Below are 18,076 nucleotides of genomic sequence, written 5' to 3' on the forward strand. Positions count from 1 at the left end.
AGCGCTGTCGCCCGCCGAAAGCCCGGGGCGACAGCGGATGTCTTAGGCGCTGCGCAGCCCCAGAATGTCGCGCGCCTGCTGCCAGGTCGCCACGGGGCGTTCGTATTTCTCGCATAGATCCGCCGCGCGTTTGATCAGCGCCGCGTTGGATGGGGCGAGCGTGTTGCGGTCCAGACGCACGTTGTCTTCCAGGCCGGCCCGCGTGTGACCGCCCGCCGCAATCGCCCATTCGTTCACGACGATCTGGTTCGGCCCGATCCCTGCGGCACACCACGCGGCCTCGGGCGCGCGGGCCTTCAACTGCGCGACGTAGAAGTCAAAAACCTCTTTATCCGCGGGCATGGCGTTTTTCACCCCCATCACGAATTGCACATAAAGCCGCCCGAACAGCTTGCCGTCCTTGTGGTGCTGGATCGCCTGCAGGATGTGGCTCAGATCAAAGGCTTCGATCTCGGGCACAACCTCATGGGCGCGCATTTCGGACGCCAGCCAATCCACCAGATCCGGCGGGTTCTCGTAGACGCGGGTGGGAAAGTTGTTCGACCCCACCGACAGCGAGGCCATATCAGGCCGCAGCGACAGCATGCCGCCGCGCGCCTTGCCCGCACCTGACCGCCCGCCGGTCGAGAACTGGATGATCATCCCGGGGCAGTGTTTCTCCAGCCCCTCTTTCAACCGCGCGAATTTCTCTGGGTCAGAGGAGGGCGTCTCGTCATCATTGCGCACATGGGCGTGGCAGATGCTTGCCCCGGCTTCAAAAGCTTCATGCGTGCTTTCAATCTGCTCGGTAATCGTGACGGGTACGGCGGGATTGGCGGCTTTGGTCGGTACGCTGCCGGTGATGGCAACGCAAAGAATGCATGGATCAGACATCTAGGAACACTGTTTCTTTCTCGCCCTGAAGGTAAATATCAAACCGATAGACGCCATCGGCTTCTTTCTCCGCGATCAGGGTCGCAACGCGGTTTTGATGTTCAATACGGGTCAGCAACGGGTCGGCGCTGTTATCGGCATCGGGGAAATACATACGTGTATTCAAGCCGATATTGATCCCGCGCGCGACGATCCACAAGCTGATATGCGGGGCCATCATACGCCCGTCGGGAAAGGGCACGGCACCGGGGCGGATGGTGTCGAACTGCCATTCGCCGGTGTCATAATCGCCGGCCTTGCGCCCCCAGCCGGTAAAGTTCGGATCGGCGGCCCCACGGGGGTCATTGCCCGGATACAGCCCCGCCGCATCGGCCTGCCAGATCTCGACCAGCGCGTCTTTCAGCGGCGTGCCGGTGCCATCATAGATCGTGCCCTTCACCGTGATCCGTTCGCCTTTGGTCTCGGCATTGACCATACGCGCGCCCAGATCCTCGGGGTAGACGCCGGTGATGTCGCAGAAATTCGGCACGCAGCCAATATGCACATAGGGCCCTGCGGTCTGCGACGGGCTTTCTTTCAACTGGGTCAGCTCTTGCATCAGTTCCCCTCCATCCGGTTTTCAAACATGGTGGACCGGCGGCCCCTGAGCACGATGTCGAATTTATAGGCCCGCGCATCCATTGGCACGGTATTGTCCATGTCCAACGGCGCGATCAACTGCTCTACCGCGGCGCGCGACGGAATCGTCTGTACGATGGGGCATTTCCAGATCAGCGGGTCGCCCTCAAAATACATCTGCGTGATCAAGCGCTGCGCAAAACCCTGTCCGAAAACGGAAAAGTGGATATGCGCAGGGCGCCAGTCATTCACCCCGTTGGGCCAGGGGTAGGCACCCGGTTTGACTGTGCGCAGGCTATAGCCGCCGTTCGCATCGGTCACCGTGCGGCCGCATCCGCCAAAATTGGGATCGAGCGGGGCCAGATAGCCCTCTTTCTTGTGGCGATAGCGCCCCCCCGCATTGGCTTGCCAGAATTCGAGCAACACACCAGGCACACCGCGCCCGTTCTGGTCGAGCACACGACCATGCACGATGATCCGCTGGCCAATCGCCATCTCGCCCTCGGCGGCGTAGTTGAGGATCAGGTCATTATCCAACGCCCCCAGCATGTTGTGGCCAAAGACCGGGCCGGTCTGCTCGCTCAGCGTGGTATTCATCGAGATCAGCGCCTTTTGCGGCGACCGCACCACCGATGTCTTATAGGCCGGTGCCAGCGCGGGCGGGTGCCAGCTGCGGTCACGGTGAAAGAACGCTCCGTTCTGATCGGTCATTCGGCGGCTTCCATTTCCTGAAAGGTCTGTTTGGCGAGTTTAAGCGCATGGTTCGCCTTTGGCACCCCCGCATAAATGGCAACATGCTGGAACGCCTCGATCACATCGGATTTGCTGGCACCGGTATTGGCGGTGGCGCGGATGTGCATGGGGATTTCCTCGAAGTTGCCGGTCGCCGCCAGCAGTGCCAAGGTCAGCATCGACCGTTCGCGGCGGCTGATCTTGTCGCTGGCCCAGACGGTGCCCCAGGCGCTTTCGGTGATCAGACTTTGGAACGGCGCGTCCAGCTCGGTCTTGGCGGCTTCGGCGCGGTCCACATGGGCATCGCCCAAAACGGCGCGGCGGGTGGTCATACCGATCTCGGTTCGGTCGGCCATGTTCTTCTCCTCGGTCACGGTGGGTGTTCATTGTCGCGCTGCCGATTGGACAGGAAAAACACGCGGCGCGCAAACGCATATCCGCCCTTCCAAATGGCTGAAAATCCCGGGGGAGGGGCCGCAAAGCGGTGCCGGGGGCAGCGCCCCCTTAGGCCTGTCCGGCATCCCCCTGACCTTGACATCGCAGCGCTTTTTCGTCCTTTTGGCCGAAACAGCAAAAGGACGCTTCTTATGATGAAAACACGCGCCGCCGTCGCCGTTGCCGCAGGTCAACCGCTTGAAGTGATGGACGTAAATCTCGAAGGCCCCAAGCGGGGTGAAGTCCTGATCGAAATCAAGGCCACCGGCCTGTGCCACACCGATGAATTCACCCGTTCGGGCGACGACCCCGAAGGGATTTTCCCGGCCATTCTGGGCCACGAGGGCGCAGGCGTCGTGCTTGAGGTCGGCGAGGGCGTCACCACGCTCGAGGTCGGCGATCACGTGATCCCGCTTTACACGCCCGAATGCCGCGAGTGTGAGTATTGCCTGTCGGGTAAAACCAACCTCTGTCAGGCGATCCGCGTGACCCAAGGTCAGGGGCTGCTGCCCGATGGCACCACGCGGTTCTCGATGATGGATGGCACGCCGATCCACCACTACATGGGCTGTTCGACCTTCGCCAATCACACGGTCATCCCTGAAATCGCCCTTGCCAAGGTCCGCAAGGACGCGCCCTTTGACAAGATCTGCTATATCGGCTGCGGTGTGACCACGGGCATCGGCGCGGTGATCAACACCGCCAAGGTAGAGATCGGCGCGCGCTGCGTGGTCTTTGGCCTGGGCGGCATCGGGCTGAACGTCATTCAGGGCCTGCGCATGGCGGGGGCCGACCAGATCGTCGGCGTCGATCTGAACGACGACAAGGAAGAGACAGGCCGCTACTTCGGCATGACCGACTTTGTGAACCCCACCAAGGTCGAGGGCGATATGGTCGCGCATCTGGTCGAGCTGACCAAAGGCGGCGCGGATTACACCTTTGATGCCACAGGCAATACCAAGGTCATGCGGCAGGCGCTTGAAGCCGCGCATAAGGGCTGGGGGGAGTCGATCATTATCGGCGTCGCACCGGCGGGGGCCGAAATCTCGACCCGTCCGTTCCAGCTGGTCACGGGGCGCGTCTGGAAAGGCACGGCATTCGGCGGGGCCAAGGGCCGCACCGATGTGCCCAAGATCGTGGACTGGTACATGAACGGCAAGATCGAGATCGACCCGATGATCACCCACAAGCTGACGCTGGACCAGATCAACGAAGGGTTCGAATTGATGCACAAAGGTGAATCCATTCGCGCCGTCGTTGAATTCTAGGCGCGAATTCGTAAAACTTGCGACAAACGCCGTCCTCACGGGGGCGGCGTTTTATGTTTTCTGAAACCCCTCGTGACACGATGTTTTGACGTGAGGGCACGAGGGGATGCGGGATAGAGTGGGTTTACCACCCCGTTCCCGCTGGTATTTATAGAGTGAACGTCGGGAGACAAGGCATGAAACTTACAGTGAATGGCGTGACCCATGATGTGGACGTCGAGGAAGACATGCCCATGCTCTGGGTCTTGCGCGACGTTCTGGGGATCACCGGCCCGAAATACGGCTGCGGGATCGCGCAATGCGGGGCCTGCACCGTGCATATGGACGGGATCGCGGTCCGGTCGTGCCAGTTGGCTGCGGGCGATGTCGAGGGCGAGATTACCACCATCGAAGGGTTGGGCTCTCCGGCGGTGCGCCATGCGGTGCAGGAGGCCTGGATCGACCTGCAGGTCGCGCAATGCGGCTACTGCCAATCGGGGCAGATCATGCAGGCGGCCTCTTTTCTCGAGCTGAACCCGACCCCTACGGATGACCAGATTGACGCCGCGATGAGCGGGAACCTGTGTCGTTGCGGTACCTATCCCCGTATTCGCGAGGCGGTGAAATCCGCCGCGATCAAGCTCAAGGCGGTGTGATATGGGACGTGTGAAAACAATTGCGCGCCGAAGCTTCCTGATCGGCTCTGCCGCTGTTGCAGGCGGCGTCGTCTTTGGCACCTATCTTTACAAACGCGAGGGCGAGAACCCGCTGCTTGATGGGTTGAAACCCGGCGAAACCGCGATCACCCCCTACGTTAAAATCGACGCTCAAGGGATCACGCTGATCACGCCGCGCGCGGATGTGGGGCAGGGCGCGTGGTCGATGCAGGCGCATATGATCGCCGAAGAGCTCGACATTGACCCACGCAGCGCCAAGCTGTCGCCCGGTCCGGCGGATGCGATTTACTACAACGGCGTTGTCGGGGCAGAGGCGCTGCCGATCGCCGCGACCTCTGACACGATGCTGGCACGCGGCGGGCGCGGTGCGGTCGATGTCATGGGCAAGCTGATGGGGCTGCATATCACCGGCGGCTCGTCCACCGTGCCTGATATGTATGACCGCCTGCGCATGGCCGGTGCCGTCGCACGCGAGACGCTGATCAAGGCCGCGATGAAGCAGACCGGCCTGCCGCGTGACCAACTGGGGACAGAGAACGGCTGCATCGTGCTGCCCGATGGGTTGAAGATCGAATACATCGACCTTGCCAGCATCGCCGCCGAGATCGAGCCGGTACAGGATGTCACCCTGCGTGATCCGTCGGAATGGCGCTATCTGACCAAGCCGCAGAAGCGGACCGACATCGTGGCGAAATCCACCGGTCGGCAGATCTACGGCATCGACATGCAGATGGACAATATGGTGATCGCCACGACCCGCACCAATCCGGCGATTGGCGGCGGGCTGAACGGTTTTGACGCCGAGGCGGCACGCCAGATGCGCGGGGTCAGCGCGGTCTTGCCCATCACCGGCGGCATCGCTGTGGTGGCGGATAACACATGGCGCGCGTTTCAGGCGGCTCAGGCGGTTGAATGTGACTGGGGCCCGTCGCCCTATATCGGTGACAGCGCTGACCAGTTTGCCGCTGTGGCGGCCTCTTTCACCGACGATCACCGCGACAGCCGGTTCAAGGACGACGGCGATGTAGAAGAGGCGTTGCAAGATGCCTCGGTGGTCGAGGCGGAATACCGCATCCCCTATCTGGCCCATGCCCCGATGGAACCGATGAGCGTCGTGGTCAAGCTGACCGAGGGGCGGCTGGATATCTGGACCGGCACGCAGATCCCCCGTTTCGTCAAGGCGAATATGGCGCGGCTGACAGGGTTGGACGGGGATGACATCCACGTGCATGTGCTGATGTCCGGTGGCAGCTTTGGCCGGCGCCTTGAGGATGATTATATCGCCCAAGCGGTCGAGATCGCGATGCAGATGCCTGACACGCCGATCAAGATGATCTGGCAGCGCGAGGAAGACTTCACCCATGATTTCCCCCGCCCGCTGGCCATTGCGCGCGGGCGCGGTGCTGTGGCGGATGCCGGTATCGCGGCGTTTGATCTGTCGATCGCGGCCCCTTCGGTCGCTGAATCCTCGCTCGCAAGGTTGAACCAGCCCGCCTTCGGTCCTGATGTGGCGATTGTCGCGGGGGCCTGGGACCAGCCGTTCCAGATCCCCAACTACCGCGTCACCGGCTACCGCACGCCAGCGATGGTGCCCATTAGCTCTTGGCGGTCGGTCGGGGCGTCGGGCAACGGGTTCATGCACGAAAGCTTCATGGACGAGATGTGCCACGCCGCGGGGGTCGACCCGTTGCAAGAGCGGCTGCGCCTGTGTTGGCACGACGCATCGCGCAAGGTGCTGGAGGCCGTGGGCGAGATGTCGGAATGGGGCAGCGAACTGGGGCCGAACAGGGGCCGGGGGCTGGCCTTTACGCTGGCCTTTGGCGTGCCCGTGGCCGAGGTGGTCGAGGTCACCAACACCCCAGACGGCATCCGTATCGACAAGGTGTTCGTCGCCGCCGATGTGGGCCGCGTGCTGGACCCCGTGAACTTTGAGGCGCAGCTGCAAGGCGGTGTGATCTTTGGCTTGGGCCACGCGATGAACTGCGAGCTGACCTACCGCGACGGCGTGGCAGAGCAGGATAACTACCACGCCTTTGAGGGGATGCGCCTGCACCAGACGCCGTTGATCATGGTGCGCGGGCTTGAGAATGGCGACAAGATCAGGGGCATCGGCGAACCCGCCGTTCCCCCCGCAGCACCTGCTTTGGCCAATGCGATCTTTGCCGCGACGGGGCAGCGTATCCGCGAGCTGCCGCTGTCCAAGTCGATCGATTTTGTATGATCTCCCTTCGCAGGGCGATCATCGGCGGGATCATTGCGCTGGCCTACGCGGGCGGTGCTTTTGCGCAAGAAGCACCCGATCGCGCGGCGGCGCTGGCGGCGTGGGATGATATCCACACGGTCGTTTCGCATCCGCGCTGTACCAATTGCCACGTGGGCCCCGCTGGCGTGCCGCTCTGGGAGGGGTTGGGCCACGAGGAGGCTGCCGACCAAGCTCCCGTGCACGGCATGAACATCCTTGCCGATGAAAGCCGCATCGGGGCCGAGACGATGCCTTGCCGCACTTGTCACATCAGCGCCGCGTCAGAAAATACCGTCCCCCACGCGCCACCGATGATTGCGGACGCATGGCGGCTTCCCCCGATAGAGATGGCGTGGAAAGGCAAGACCAGCGCCGAGATCTGCGCACAACTGCGTGACCCCGACAGCAACGGTGCCTTTACGCCCGAAGACCTGTCCGATCACCTGCGAACGTCGGCCTTTGTTGCATGGGGCTTTGACCCCGGCGCAGGGCGCGCGGCGGCCCCCGGTAGCCTCCCCGAGATGCAAGAGGCGCTGGCGATCTGGGTGGCAGGCGGCACGCCCTGTGCGGGCGACCCGCACCCCTAGTCAGCCCTTGAACAGATCCGCATAGGTTTCGCGCAGCAGGTTCTTTTGCACCTTGCCCATCGTATTGCGGGGCAAGGCATCAACCAACACCAGCTTGCGCGGACATTTGAACCGCGCCAGCGATTGCGCGACGGTCTGCGACAGTGCTTCCAGGTCCAGATCACGGCTGCCATCGGCGACCAGAACACCAACCGGTGCCTCGCCCAGATCCCCATGAGCCACGCCGATCACGGCGCTTTCCAGCACGCCGGGTTGATCGTCCAGCACCTGTTCGACCTCTTTGGGATAGATGTTATAGCCGCCGGATATGATCAGATCCTTGCCGCGCCCGACGATCTGCACATAGCCGTCTTCGTCAATCAACCCCAGATCACCGGTGATAAAGAACCCGTCCGCACGCAGTTCAGCGGCGGTTTTTTCGGGCATCTGCCAATAGCCTTGGAAAACATTCGGCCCGCGGACCTCGACGACGCCGATCTCTCCCTGTGGCAGGGTCTCGCCGGTATCGGGGTCGCAAATCTTGAGCTCGACCCCCGGCAGGGGCGTGCCGACAGTCCCGCCGCGCCGCGGCCCGTCATAGGGGTTCGAGGTGTTCATATTGGTTTCCGTCATCCCGTAGCGTTCCAGAATACGGTGGCCTGTGCGTTCCTCGAACTGCTTGTGCGTTTCGGCCAGCAAGGGGGCAGAGCCCGAGATGAACAGACGCATATGCGCCGTCAACCCGGCGGTGAAGTCATCAGAGCCTAGCAAACGGGTGTAGAAGGTCGGCACGCCCATCAACGCGGTGGCCTGCGGCATGAAACGGATCAACTGATCGATGTCGAGCTTGGGCAGGAACACCATCGCGCCACCGCTGAGCAGCATGATATTGGTCGCCACGAACAGCCCGTGGGTGTGGAAAATCGGCAGCGCATGCAGCAGCACATCGGCCTTGGTGAATTGCCAGACCTCAACCAGCGTTTCGGCATTGCTCAGCAGGTTGCGCTGGCTCAGCATCGCGCCTTTTGATCGGCCCGTGGTGCCCGAGGTATAGAGGAAGGCGGCCAGATCCTCGGCCGTTCGGTCGACGGTCTCGAATGTGTCGGGCAGGGTGGCCGCCAGATCGCGCAGCGTGCCGCGGCCGGTGTTGTCCATCGTCTCTACCGCAGCACCGGCGGCGGCAGCGACCGGCGTGAGTTCGGTAACATCGGCGGGATCGCAAACCAGCAGCCGCGCGCCCGAGTTGCCGACGAAATAATCCACCTCGGACGCGGTGTAGCCGGGGTTGAGCGGCAAGAACACCAGCCCTGCCTGCACGCAAGCGGCATAAAGCGCCAGCGCATCCGGCGATTTGCCGACCTGCACCGCGACACGGTCGCCCGCTGTCAGCCCCTTGTCCGAAAACGCATTGGCATAGCGCGCGGCAGAGCGGATGAATTGGTCGTGGGTGATGGTGCGCCCGTCCGGCGGGATCAGGAACGGCGTGTTTTGCCCGATGTGGCGACCGAATAAAGCGTCGTAAAGCGGGTTTGGCATCGTCGTCTCCTTCTGACCTTTGGTAGCGCGGAATTTGCGCCATCGGCAGGGCCAGGTAAAGGGCGGCAAATGGCGCATTTTGATCTTTGCTGCATTTCGCGCGTGCAGACGGCCTTGACGACCCGCAGCGTATGACTTACCCCTCCTCCCGTAGCGCGGGCGTTGTGTAATGGTAAGACCTCTGCCTTCCACGCAGAAGACGCGGGTTCGATTCCCGCCGCCCGCTCCACTCCTTTCCCGACATCCTTTTGATTTTGGCTATTTGCGCTGGATCAATGCGCTTTTGTCGCAAGCGCCCTAGGGGTGCAGCCCTTGACCCCGCGCGATGTGCGGGCGATGACATGACAGCACTCCAAAGGATATCTCATGGCACGTACCCCGACGCCCGGCCCCGGCACCGAAGAACGCGAAAAATCGCGTGAGTTGGGGGCCCTGCGCGCGCTGCTGCCGTTTCTTGCGCCCTATCGCGGGCTCATGATCGCGGCCATTCTGGCGCTGGTGCTCACGGCGATGATCTCTTTGACGCTGCCGCTGGCCGTGCGCCGCGTGATCGATACTTTCGGCACCGGCGAGGCCGAATTGCTGGACCAGTATTTCGTTGCCGCCCTGATCATCGCGGCACTTCTGGCTGTAGGCACGGGGCTGCGCTATGCGCTGGTGACGCGCTTTGGCGAACGGGTCGTTGCCGATATCCGCAAGGCGGTGTTCGATCGCGTAATCTCGATGAGCCCGGCGTTCTACGAGAACCTGATGACCGGCGAGGTGCTGAGCCGGATCACCACGGACACCACGCTGATCCTGTCGGTGATCGGGTCGTCCGTGTCCATCGCGCTGCGCAATATGCTGATCGTGACCGGTGGGCTGGTGCTGATGCTGTTCACCTCGGCCAAGCTGACGGCGATGGTGTTGTTGATCGTACCGGCGGTAATTGTGCCGATCCTTGTTCTGGGGCGGCGCTTGCGGGTGCTGAGCCGTGAAAATCAGGACTGGATCGCGGCAAGCTCGGGCAATGCGTCCGAGAGTTTGGGCGCGGTGCAGACCGTGCAGGCCTTTACCAACGAGGCCGCCAGCCAATCGCAATTCGCGCAGATGACCGAGGCGTCCTATGATGCGGCGCAGCGCCGGATCAAGACCCGCGCGCTGATGACGATTATTGTGATCTTTCTGGTATTTGCCGGCGTCGTGGGCGTTTTGTGGATGGGCGCGCGGGATGTGCGTGCCGACCAGATGACCCCCGGTGCCTTGGTGCAATTCGTGATTTATGCCGTGATGGTGGCAGGCGGGGTCGCGGCGCTGTCCGAGATCTGGGGTGAACTTCAACGCGCCGCCGGTGCCACCGAACGTCTGGTAGAGCTGTTGCGGACCGAAGACACCGTGCAAGACCCCGCTGCGGCCATTGATCTACCCAGCCCTGTCGCCGGTCGGATTGCTTTTGAGGACGTGCATTTCAGATACCCTGCACGCCCTGATGTACAGGCACTGGACGGGGTCAACCTGTCGATCAACCCCGGTGAAACGGTCGCGTTCGTCGGGCCCTCGGGTGCAGGCAAAACCACGATCATCCAGTTGATTCTGCGGTTCTATGACCCTGCTTCGGGCCGGATCACCCTTGACGGGGTCGATCTGCGCGATGTTTCGCGTGCGGCCTTCCGCCGGTCGGTGGCCTTGGTGCCGCAAGATCCGGTGATCTTCGCCGCCTCTGCCCGCGAGAATATCCGCTTTGGCCGCCCCGACGCCACAGACGCCGAGATTGACGCCGCGGCCGAGGCCGCCGCCGCCCACGGGTTCATCAGCGCATTGCCCGACGGCTACGACAGCTATCTGGGCGAACGCGGGGTGATGCTGTCGGGCGGGCAAAAGCAGCGTATCGCCATCGCCCGCGCCATCCTGCGCGACGCGCCGGTGCTGCTGCTGGACGAAGCCACAAGCGCCTTGGATGCCGAAAGCGAACGCGCCGTGCAGGCCGCCGTGGATCGGTTGAGCGCGGACCGCACCACCCTGATCGTCGCGCACCGTCTGGCGACGGTGAAAAAGGCCGACCGCATTGTCGTGCTGGAAGCAGGGCGGATCGTCGATATGGGCACCCATGACGAGCTGGTCACCAAGGGGGGGCTCTATGCGCGCCTGGCGCGGCTGCAATTCACCGATGGCCGCACGGACGTATAAAAAACCTTGTGAATTTCACGGTTAAATGGAAACAATCACACCCGAATGGATCCAGAAGGAGAACAACATGGGTTTGTGGAGTTTCGTAAAAGACGCCGGCAAAAAAGTATTTGGCGGCGGTGATGATACCGAAGTCACCGGAGCCGCGCTTCAGGATGAATTGAAAGACCTCGGGCTTGATGCCGAAGGGCTCGATATTTCTGTCGAAGGTGACAAGGTCAAGGTCTCGGGCAAGGCGGCGAGCCAGGAGATGAAAGAAAAGGTCATTCTGGCCGTGGGGAACGTCGAAGGCGTTGCCGCGGTTGAAGAAGACATGGACGGCGGCGAGGGCGACGGCACCTTCCACACCGTTGAAAAGGGGGACACGCTTTGGGCTATCGCGGCCAAGACCCTTGGCAATGGCGCGCGCTATGAAGAAATCTTCGAAGCGAATAAACCCATGCTGACCCACCCCGATAAAATCTATCCCGGTCAGATGCTGCGTATTCCTGCCAAGTAATCGCACCACACATAGGGGGTGTGCCACGCGCTTTTACCCCATAAAAGAGAGCGGCAGGCGGCGTCTGCCGCTCTTTTTCGAGCCTTCCGTTGGGTCAGTGGGCTTGAACGCAGCGTTTGAGCGCCTGCAAATGCTTGCGAAAGCTGGAATTAGCAATCATCTTTGACAACAGGGAATAACGGGATGCGGGCAAACCGCACCACCAAGGGAGGAAAATAATGTCATTTGCCGGTGTAGAAGACCGTAACGCGATCGAAGCAGAAATGCCGTGGGCAGACCGCGACGTGCCCAAAACACTTTGGAGCATGTTGAGCGAAACCGCCGGAAAGTTTCCAAGCCACGACGCAATCAGCTACCAGATTTTCTCTGGGCCGAAAGATCACGCGGAAACCCTAAGCTGGTCGCAGCTGCGGGGTCAGGTGGGCCGTGCGGCCAATCTGTTCCGGTCGCTGGGTGTGGGGCCGACCGATGTGGTCGCCTATGTCCTGCCAAACTGTAACGAGACGGTCATCACGCTTCTGGGCGGTGCCGTCGCAGGGATCGCGAACCCCATCAACCCGCTACTCGAGGCAGAGCAGATCGGATCGATCCTGCGTGAAACCAATGCCAAGGTCGTTGTGACCCTGCGGCCTTTCCCCAAGACGGATGTGGCCGAGAAAACCGCCGAGGCGGTCAAGCTGGCACCGAATGTCACGACCGTGCTCGAAGTGGACCTGTGCCGCTATCTGACCGCGCCAAAGTCGTGGATCGTGCCGCTGATCCGTCCAAAGTTGAAGGTCACCAATCAGGCGACCTACAAGAATTTCAATTCCGAAATCGCCAAGCAACCGGCCGAGCTGACATTCGACGATCCGCAAGAGGATCGCGTCGCCTTCTACTTCCACACCGGCGGGACAACGGGCATGCCGAAAGTGGCGCAGCACAAGTATTCCGGCATGGTCTATAACGGCTGGCTTGGGCACACGCTGCTGTATACGGAAAACGACAACATCATGTGTCCGCTGCCGTTGTTCCACGTATTCGCCTGCCACGTGATCCTTATGGCCGCGGTGAAATCCGGTGCGCATGTGGTCTTCCCGACGCCTCAGGGCTATCGCGGGGACGGGGTGTTCGACAATTTCTGGAAACTGGTCGAGCGCTGGAAAATCACTTTCATCATCACTGTCCCTACGGCGATTTCCGCCAAGATGCAGCGCCCGATCAACGCTGATATCTCGACCGTGAAAACCGCCTTCTCGGGCTCGGCACCCTTGCCGCTGGAACTGTTCCGCCGCTTTGAAAAGGCCACCGGCATCACGCTGATCGAAGGCTACGGCCTGACAGAGGCGACCTGCCTTGTGTCGTCGAACCCGACGGACGGCGTGCGCAAAGTGGGCAGTATCGGCATCACCTTCCCCTATACGGATGTGAAGATTGTCAAAAGCACCAGCGACGGGCTGGTCGAGGCAGAGGTCGACGAGATCGGCGAAATCTGTATCTCGAACCCCGGCGTCTATGCGGGCAACACCTATACCGAAGCCGATAAGAACAAGGATCTCTACTATCAGGGCACGCACCTGCGGACAGGGGATCTGGGCCGTATCGACAGCGACAAATACCTCTGGATCACGGGCCGCGCCAAAGACCTGATCATCCGTGGCGGTCACAACATCGACCCCGCCGAGATCGAAGAGGCGCTTCTGGGTCACGAGGCGGTCGCCTTTGCCGGTGCCATCGGTCAGCCCGATGCCCACGCGGGCGAGGTGCCTTGCGCCTTTGTCGAACTGGTCGCAGGTGCGTCGATCACCGAAGCCGAACTGCTGGAGTTCTGCAAAGAGCACGTGCAGGAACGCGCGGCGCAGCCCAAGCATATGACCATCATGAGCGAGCTGCCCAAAACCGCCGTCGGTAAGATCTTCAAGCCCGACCTGCGCAAAAACGCGATCACGCGCGTCTATGACGAGACGTTGGAAGCCGCCGGTCTGCCCGCGCGTGTTGCCTCTGTCACCGATGACAAGAAACGCGGTCTGGTTGCGCAAATCGCCATGAACGGCGCAAGCGAGGCTGATGTCGGCGCGTCGCTGGACGTCTTTACCTTCGGTTGGGAGGCCGCGTGATCCAACCCGACTACCGCGTTCTACTGGATGAGGAAGTCTGGGCCTATATGGACCGCTCGGACAGTTTCTATCCACCGGACGCGGTGTCACTCACCATCGATCAGCAGCGCGCTGTCTATAACCGGATGTGCGCTGCTTTTCACCAACCCTACCCTGATGGGGTCCGCACATGGGACGTGGCCTTCGGCGGCGTCCCATGTCGCGTTTACGAGGTCGAGACATCCGATATCACGGTCGTCTACTATCACGGCGGCGGGTTTGTTGTTGGCGGGCTCGACAGTCACGATGATGTCTGCGCCGAGATTTGCGCCGCGACCGGCTACCGTGTGATCTCTGTCGACTACGCGCTCGCCCCCGAGGCCGTCTTTCCCGCTTGCTTCAACGACGCATGGGCCGCGTTTCAGGCGATTGCAGCTGCATATGACGGCGGGATTGTATTGGCGGGGGACAGTGCGGGCGGCAATCTTGCTGCTGCCGTTGCCCATACCGCGCGAGCATCTTTTCAGGGGCGCATAGCAGGTCAGGTTCTGATCTATCCCGGACTGGGCGGGGATCGCAGCAAGGGCAGCTATATCACCCACGCCAACGCGCCGCAGTTGACGGTTGCGGATATGGAGTTTTACCAGCAGGTGCGATCCGGTGGGACACCGCCTGTGGATGATCCACGCTACGCCCCGCTGCACGATACAGACTTTACCGACTTGCCGCCTACGGTGATCCTGATGGTCGCCTGTGACCCGCTGTCGAGCGACGGGGAAGCCTATGCCGCCGCGATCAACAGGGCGGGCGGGCAGGCCCATTGGCACGAGGCCGCGGGCCTTGTCCACGGCTGTCTGCGCGCGCGGGTGATGTCACGCAAGGCGGCGGCGTTCTTTGAACAGGTGACAGCGGCGATCGGTGCTGTCGGGGCAGGGGAATGGCCTGCGATCAGCACGGCCTAAGAAACGGCATCATTTCAGGAAAGACTGCGCCTTCATCGTATCGGCCACAGGCGCACCCAGACGGCCAAGGATCGTCGGCGCGAGCTGCAGCTGGTCGATCACCGTATCTTCGGACGGCCCTTCGGCATCGCCAAAGTAATACAGCGCGGTTTCCTGCTGCAACGCACTGCGTCCGCCGTGATGGCCGCGTTCGTCCTGCCCGTGATCGGCTGTGACGATCACCTCATACCCCAGGGCGCGCCATTTCGGGATGAAGGGGGCCAGCATCTCGTCCATGACGGCGCAGGCGTGGTCCATTTCTTGACAGTCGTGGAAGAAACGATGCCCCATGCTGTCTAGCGTGCAGGTGTGCAACATCCCGTAGTTCAGCCCGAACCGCAGCGCCAGATTGGTGAGAGAGCCAAACAGATCCACATCCGAAGGGGTCATCTGGTTCACCAGCCCGTAGCCGGTCATCGTGTGAAACCGCCCGTGGTTGATCGTGTCGCTATCGGGTTCATCATATTCCACGTCGCGCACATAGTCGAAGGGGTGGCGGTTGAAGAATTGCGACCAGAAAGAATGGGCCACGGCCCCTGTCACGCCGCCCGCCGCACGGGTCTGGGCGAAGACATCCTTGTGCTTTATCCGGAACACATTGCCGTTGCCGGTACAGCCATGTTCAGCCGGTGCCACACCCGTGTGTATCGAGGCATAGCAGGAGGCAGAGATCGACGGCAGCACCGCACGCTGAGTCCAGACCCGCGCCTCGCCACTATCGACCCAGCCTTCCAGATTGCCGAACAGCCGACGGAAATTGCGGTAGGGCACACCGTCGAGGATGATCAAAAGCAGCTTGTTCTTCATGTCGATACCTTTTCGGCGGGCCACAGTGCTTGTATTTGTCCGATACAATCCGCTGCGTTGCCCACAGGCTTAATTGCCAGCACTTTCCATTTTGCGATGTGCGATGGTTTCTTCCAGCCAGCCGATCTTCATCTCGGGGACAGAGCTCAGCAGCAGGTCGGTATAATCGTCAAAGGGCGGTGACAGCACCTGACTTTTGGTGCCATACCGCACCACTTCGCCCTGATACATCACAGCGATACTGTCTGCGATGGCTTTTACCGTCGCCAGATCGTGGGTGATGAACAGATAGGCGACATCCTCGATCTTTTGCAGGTTCAACAGCAGCTTGAGGATGCCATCTGCCACCAGCGGGTCAAGCGCGCTTGTCACCTCGTCGCAGATGATCAGCTTGGGCTTGGCGGCCAGCGCACGGGCGATGCAGACACGTTGTTTCTGCCCGCCCGACAGCTCTGCCGGATAGCGGTCCTGAAACCCGTCGCCCAATTCGATCTCGTCCAGCAGTTCCTGAATGCGCTTCTGCTTTGCCTTGCCTTTCAGCCCGAAATAAAACTCGAGCGGGCGACCGATAATGGTGCCTACGGTCTGGCGCGGATTCATCGCGGTATCGGCCATCTGGTAGATCATCTGCATCTCGCGCAGGTCTTCGATGGGGCGTTGCGCCAGGGCGGGGGCAAGCTCGCGCCCGTCAAAGGTGATCGTCCCGTCGCTTGGGGGCAGCAGGCCGGTGATCACGCGGGCCAGCGTGGATTTGCCCGAGCCGGATTCCCCCACGACAGCCAATGTCTGGCCCGGGTGAATATCGACGTTGATCTTCTTGAGCACGTCAAAATCCGTGCCGGCATAGCGGGCGGTGACGTTTTCGACCCGTAGAACAGGGGTATCGGTCGGTGTCTTTTCCTCGTGGCGGATCGACCGGACCGACACAAGCGCTTTGGTGTAGTCTTCCTTGGGCGCGTTGATGATCTGGTCAACGGTGCCGTATTCGACCATATCCCCTTGTTGCAGCACCATAATATGATCGCTGACCTGCGCCACAACCGCGAGGTCATGGGTGATATAGAGCGCGGCAACGCCGGTGGCGGCGATGGCTTCTTTGATGGCGGCCAGCACGTCGATCTGCGTGGTCACATCCAGCGCCGTGGTGGGTTCGTCAAAGACCACCAGATCGGGCTGCGGACACAGTGCCAGCGCGGTCATGCAGCGCTGCAACTGCCCGCCAGACACTTGGTGGGGGTAGCGGTTACCGATGGTTTCAGGGTCCGGCAGACCAAGCTTGCGGAACAGATCAACCGCGCGTTCCTCGGCCTCGGCCTTGGTAAACTTTTTCTGATAGATCGCGGCTTCGGTCACCTGATCCATGATCTTTTTCGCGGGGTTGAAAGACGCCGCCGCGGATTGCGAGACATAGGTCACCTCGGCCCCGCGTAGGCGGCGCACGGCGCGTAGACGCTCCTTGAGAATGTCGCGCCCGTTGACCCAAACCTCGCCGCCGGTGATCTCTACCCCGCCGCGGCCATAGGCCATCGCGGCCAGCCCGATGGTGGATTTGCCCGCGCCGGATTCCCCAATCAACCCCAGCACCTTGCCGGGTTGCAGATCAAAGTCGACGCCGTGCACGATTTTGATGTCAATCGGCTTTTCGCCGGGCGGATAGGCGGTCGCGCCGATTTTCAGGCCGCGTACCTTGAGAAGTGGCTCGGTCATCCACGGCCCCCTTTCAGCGATGTGGTGCGGTTCAAAATCCAGTCCGCAACAAGGTTGATAGAGATGCAAAGCGTGGCGATGGCATAGGCCGGATAGAGCGCCGCCTGAATACCATAGTTGATGCCTTCCTTATTCTCTTTCACGATGCCGCCCCAGTCGGCTTGAGGGGGCTGCACGCCCAGACCCAGAAACGACAGCGTCGACACAAAGAGCACCGCAAAGATAAACCGCAAACCCATCTCGGCGATCAGCGGCGACAGCGCGTTCGGCAGGGTTTCACGGAAAATGATCCAGCCGATCTTCTCGCCGCGCAGGCGGGCGGCCTCGACATAGTCCATCACGGTGATGTCCACGGCCACAGCGCGCGCCAGACGGTAGACACGGGTGCTGTCTAGCAGACCCATCAGGATAATCAGGATCGGCACGGTGGTCGGCATCACCGACAGCACGACAAGCGCAAAGATCAGCGACGGGATCGACATGATCAGATCGACAAAGCGCGAAATGGCTTGGTCGACCCAACCGCCGGAGACGGCTGCGAAGAAGCCCAGAATGGACCCCAGCGTAAAGCTGAGGATGGTGGCTGCAGTGGCGATAAAGATCGTGGTGCGCCCACCGTAGATCATACGCGACAGCAGATCACGCCCGATGCTGTCGGTGCCCAGCAGGAACTCCGACGACGAAGGCTCCCACACGTCGCCGACGATTTCAGCCATGCCATAGGGGGCGAGCCAAGGGGCAAAGACGGCCATGATGAAATAGACGCTGGTAAAGAACAGGCCGATCATGGCGGAGATTGGAATGTTTTTCATGAGTTCGCTCCCAAACAAATGAATGGGTCAACGTCAGGTGGCGATACGGGCCTGCGGCAGGGGGTCGCGTTGATGCGAAGCTG

At 61.4% G+C, this 18,076-nt stretch carries 17 protein-coding genes and 1 tRNA gene; 10 read left to right on the plus strand and 8 right to left on the minus strand.

Translation table 11 applies throughout. The features are described 5' to 3' along the window. Nucleotides 1-42: 42 nt before the first annotated feature. Genes C1J04_RS06455 through pcaC form a run of 4 tightly spaced genes read right to left on the minus strand, consistent with a single transcriptional unit; the run spans nucleotide 43 to nucleotide 2,579 of the window. Nucleotides 43-873: a 3-keto-5-aminohexanoate cleavage protein gene (locus C1J04_RS06455; RefSeq protein WP_009826449.1), complete on the minus strand. Its 831-nt coding sequence runs from the start codon at nucleotides 871-873 to the stop codon at nucleotides 43-45. Further along, a complete protein-coding gene (gene pcaG, locus C1J04_RS06460; RefSeq protein ID WP_009826450.1) occupies nucleotides 866-1,471 on the minus strand; it encodes a protocatechuate 3,4-dioxygenase subunit alpha in 606 nt (201 codons plus the stop codon). The genes C1J04_RS06455 and pcaG overlap by 8 nt, the downstream gene beginning before the upstream one ends. Beyond that, nucleotides 1,471-2,202, minus strand: a complete 732-nt coding sequence (pcaH, locus tag C1J04_RS06465; protein WP_005852220.1) for a protocatechuate 3,4-dioxygenase subunit beta — start codon at nucleotides 2,200-2,202, stop codon at nucleotides 1,471-1,473. The genes pcaG and pcaH overlap by 1 nt, the downstream gene beginning before the upstream one ends. Continuing rightward, the gene (pcaC, locus tag C1J04_RS06470) at nucleotides 2,199-2,579 is read right to left on the minus strand and encodes a 4-carboxymuconolactone decarboxylase (protein ID WP_037954272.1); all 381 of its coding nucleotides are present in this window, start codon (nucleotides 2,577-2,579) and stop codon (nucleotides 2,199-2,201) included. The genes pcaH and pcaC overlap by 4 nt, the downstream gene beginning before the upstream one ends. Between pcaC and C1J04_RS06475 the strand changes: the two genes are divergently transcribed. The 5 genes from C1J04_RS06475 (at nucleotide 2,578) to C1J04_RS06495 (ending at nucleotide 7,411) form a co-directional block, all read left to right on the plus strand. After that, nucleotides 2,578-2,814, plus strand: a complete 237-nt coding sequence (locus tag C1J04_RS06475; protein WP_009826452.1) for a hypothetical protein — start codon at nucleotides 2,578-2,580, stop codon at nucleotides 2,812-2,814. The two genes, pcaC and C1J04_RS06475, sit on opposite strands and share 2 nt — an antisense overlap. Continuing rightward, the gene (locus C1J04_RS06480) at nucleotides 2,814-3,926 is read left to right on the plus strand and encodes an S-(hydroxymethyl)glutathione dehydrogenase/class III alcohol dehydrogenase (RefSeq protein WP_005852224.1); all 1,113 of its coding nucleotides are present in this window, start codon (nucleotides 2,814-2,816) and stop codon (nucleotides 3,924-3,926) included. The genes C1J04_RS06475 and C1J04_RS06480 overlap by 1 nt, the downstream gene beginning before the upstream one ends. 176 nt (nucleotides 3,927-4,102) lie before the next feature. Beyond that, nucleotides 4,103-4,561: a (2Fe-2S)-binding protein gene (locus tag C1J04_RS06485; RefSeq protein WP_005852225.1), complete on the plus strand. Its 459-nt coding sequence runs from the start codon at nucleotides 4,103-4,105 to the stop codon at nucleotides 4,559-4,561. A gap of 1 nt (nucleotide 4,562) precedes the next feature. Continuing rightward, nucleotides 4,563-6,803, plus strand: a complete 2,241-nt coding sequence (locus tag C1J04_RS06490; protein ID WP_009826453.1) for a xanthine dehydrogenase family protein molybdopterin-binding subunit — start codon at nucleotides 4,563-4,565, stop codon at nucleotides 6,801-6,803. After that, a complete protein-coding gene (locus tag C1J04_RS06495; RefSeq protein WP_009826454.1) occupies nucleotides 6,800-7,411 on the plus strand; it encodes a hypothetical protein in 612 nt (203 codons plus the stop codon). Before C1J04_RS06490 ends, C1J04_RS06495 begins: the two co-directional genes overlap by 4 nt. Here the strand turns inward: C1J04_RS06495 and C1J04_RS06500 are convergent, their stop codons facing one another. Then, complete coding sequence (locus C1J04_RS06500; protein WP_037954275.1) at nucleotides 7,412-8,926, minus strand: malonate--CoA ligase; 1,515 nt, start codon at nucleotides 8,924-8,926, stop codon at nucleotides 7,412-7,414. A gap of 155 nt (nucleotides 8,927-9,081) precedes the next feature. Between C1J04_RS06500 and C1J04_RS06505 the strand changes: the two genes are divergently transcribed. From C1J04_RS06505 to C1J04_RS06525, 5 genes are all read left to right on the plus strand, one after another. After that, nucleotides 9,082-9,155: transfer RNA gene (locus C1J04_RS06505), tRNA-Gly, on the plus strand. A 137-nt stretch (nucleotides 9,156-9,292) separates the two neighbouring features. Beyond that, a complete protein-coding gene (locus C1J04_RS06510) occupies nucleotides 9,293-11,092 on the plus strand; it encodes an ABC transporter transmembrane domain-containing protein (RefSeq protein ID WP_009826456.1) in 1,800 nt (599 codons plus the stop codon). Between the two features lie 25 nt (nucleotides 11,093-11,117). After that, a complete protein-coding gene (gene lysM / locus C1J04_RS06515; RefSeq protein WP_005852234.1) occupies nucleotides 11,118-11,591 on the plus strand; it encodes a peptidoglycan-binding protein LysM in 474 nt (157 codons plus the stop codon). Nucleotides 11,592-11,809: 218 nt separating this feature from the next. After that, a complete protein-coding gene (locus C1J04_RS06520) occupies nucleotides 11,810-13,687 on the plus strand; it encodes an acyl-CoA synthetase (protein ID WP_009826457.1) in 1,878 nt (625 codons plus the stop codon). Next, the gene (locus C1J04_RS06525) at nucleotides 13,684-14,628 is read left to right on the plus strand and encodes an alpha/beta hydrolase (RefSeq protein WP_009826458.1); all 945 of its coding nucleotides are present in this window, start codon (nucleotides 13,684-13,686) and stop codon (nucleotides 14,626-14,628) included. The genes C1J04_RS06520 and C1J04_RS06525 overlap by 4 nt, the downstream gene beginning before the upstream one ends. 9 nt (nucleotides 14,629-14,637) lie before the next feature. On the opposite strand, the gene C1J04_RS06530 is transcribed toward C1J04_RS06525, so the two are convergent. The 3 genes from C1J04_RS06530 to C1J04_RS06540 all read right to left on the minus strand — a co-directional run bounded on the left by C1J04_RS06530 (nucleotide 14,638) and on the right by C1J04_RS06540 (nucleotide 17,993). Beyond that, entirely contained in the window at nucleotides 14,638-15,474 is an 837-nt protein-coding gene (locus tag C1J04_RS06530; RefSeq protein WP_009826459.1) for an alkaline phosphatase family protein, read from the minus strand. Nucleotides 15,475-15,543: 69 nt separating this feature from the next. After that, nucleotides 15,544-17,181 carry an ABC transporter ATP-binding protein gene (locus C1J04_RS06535; RefSeq protein WP_009826460.1) on the minus strand — a complete coding sequence of 546 codons (1,638 nt, stop codon included), beginning with the start codon at nucleotides 17,179-17,181 and terminating at the stop codon, nucleotides 15,544-15,546. After that, a complete protein-coding gene (locus C1J04_RS06540; protein ID WP_009826461.1) occupies nucleotides 17,178-17,993 on the minus strand; it encodes an ABC transporter permease in 816 nt (271 codons plus the stop codon). Before C1J04_RS06540 ends, C1J04_RS06535 begins: the two co-directional genes overlap by 4 nt. Between the last annotated feature and the right edge of the window lie 83 nt (nucleotides 17,994-18,076).

This window comes from Sulfitobacter sp. SK025 (assembly GCF_003352105.1).
GTDB classification, from domain to species: domain Bacteria; phylum Pseudomonadota; class Alphaproteobacteria; order Rhodobacterales; family Rhodobacteraceae; genus Sulfitobacter; species Sulfitobacter pontiacus.

Excerpts from the sequence above, each read along its gene's own strand:
- C1J04_RS06455 (WP_009826449.1), bottom strand. The coding sequence starts at position 873 with ATGTCTGATCCATGCATTCTTTGCGTTGCCATCACCGGCAGCGTACCG.
- pcaG (WP_009826450.1), bottom strand. The coding sequence starts at position 1,471 with ATGCAAGAGCTGACCCAGTTGAAAGAAAGCCCGTCGCAGACCGCAGGG.
- pcaH (WP_005852220.1), bottom strand. The coding sequence starts at position 2,202 with ATGACCGATCAGAACGGAGCGTTCTTTCACCGTGACCGCAGCTGGCAC.
- C1J04_RS06475 (WP_009826452.1), top strand. The coding sequence starts at position 2,578 with ATGTTCTTCTCCTCGGTCACGGTGGGTGTTCATTGTCGCGCTGCCGAT.
- pcaC (WP_037954272.1), bottom strand. The coding sequence starts at position 2,579 with ATGGCCGACCGAACCGAGATCGGTATGACCACCCGCCGCGCCGTTTTG.
- C1J04_RS06480 (WP_005852224.1), top strand. The coding sequence starts at position 2,814 with ATGAAAACACGCGCCGCCGTCGCCGTTGCCGCAGGTCAACCGCTTGAA.
- C1J04_RS06485 (WP_005852225.1), top strand. The coding sequence starts at position 4,103 with ATGAAACTTACAGTGAATGGCGTGACCCATGATGTGGACGTCGAGGAA.
- C1J04_RS06490 (WP_009826453.1), top strand. The coding sequence starts at position 4,563 with ATGGGACGTGTGAAAACAATTGCGCGCCGAAGCTTCCTGATCGGCTCT.
- C1J04_RS06495 (WP_009826454.1), top strand. The coding sequence starts at position 6,800 with ATGATCTCCCTTCGCAGGGCGATCATCGGCGGGATCATTGCGCTGGCC.
- C1J04_RS06500 (WP_037954275.1), bottom strand. The coding sequence starts at position 8,926 with ATGCCAAACCCGCTTTACGACGCTTTATTCGGTCGCCACATCGGGCAA.
- C1J04_RS06510 (WP_009826456.1), top strand. The coding sequence starts at position 9,293 with ATGGCACGTACCCCGACGCCCGGCCCCGGCACCGAAGAACGCGAAAAA.
- lysM (WP_005852234.1), top strand. The coding sequence starts at position 11,118 with ATGGAAACAATCACACCCGAATGGATCCAGAAGGAGAACAACATGGGT.
- C1J04_RS06520 (WP_009826457.1), top strand. The coding sequence starts at position 11,810 with ATGTCATTTGCCGGTGTAGAAGACCGTAACGCGATCGAAGCAGAAATG.
- C1J04_RS06530 (WP_009826459.1), bottom strand. The coding sequence starts at position 15,474 with ATGAAGAACAAGCTGCTTTTGATCATCCTCGACGGTGTGCCCTACCGC.
- C1J04_RS06535 (WP_009826460.1), bottom strand. The coding sequence starts at position 17,181 with ATGACCGAGCCACTTCTCAAGGTACGCGGCCTGAAAATCGGCGCGACC.
- C1J04_RS06540 (WP_009826461.1), bottom strand. The coding sequence starts at position 17,993 with ATGAAAAACATTCCAATCTCCGCCATGATCGGCCTGTTCTTTACCAGC.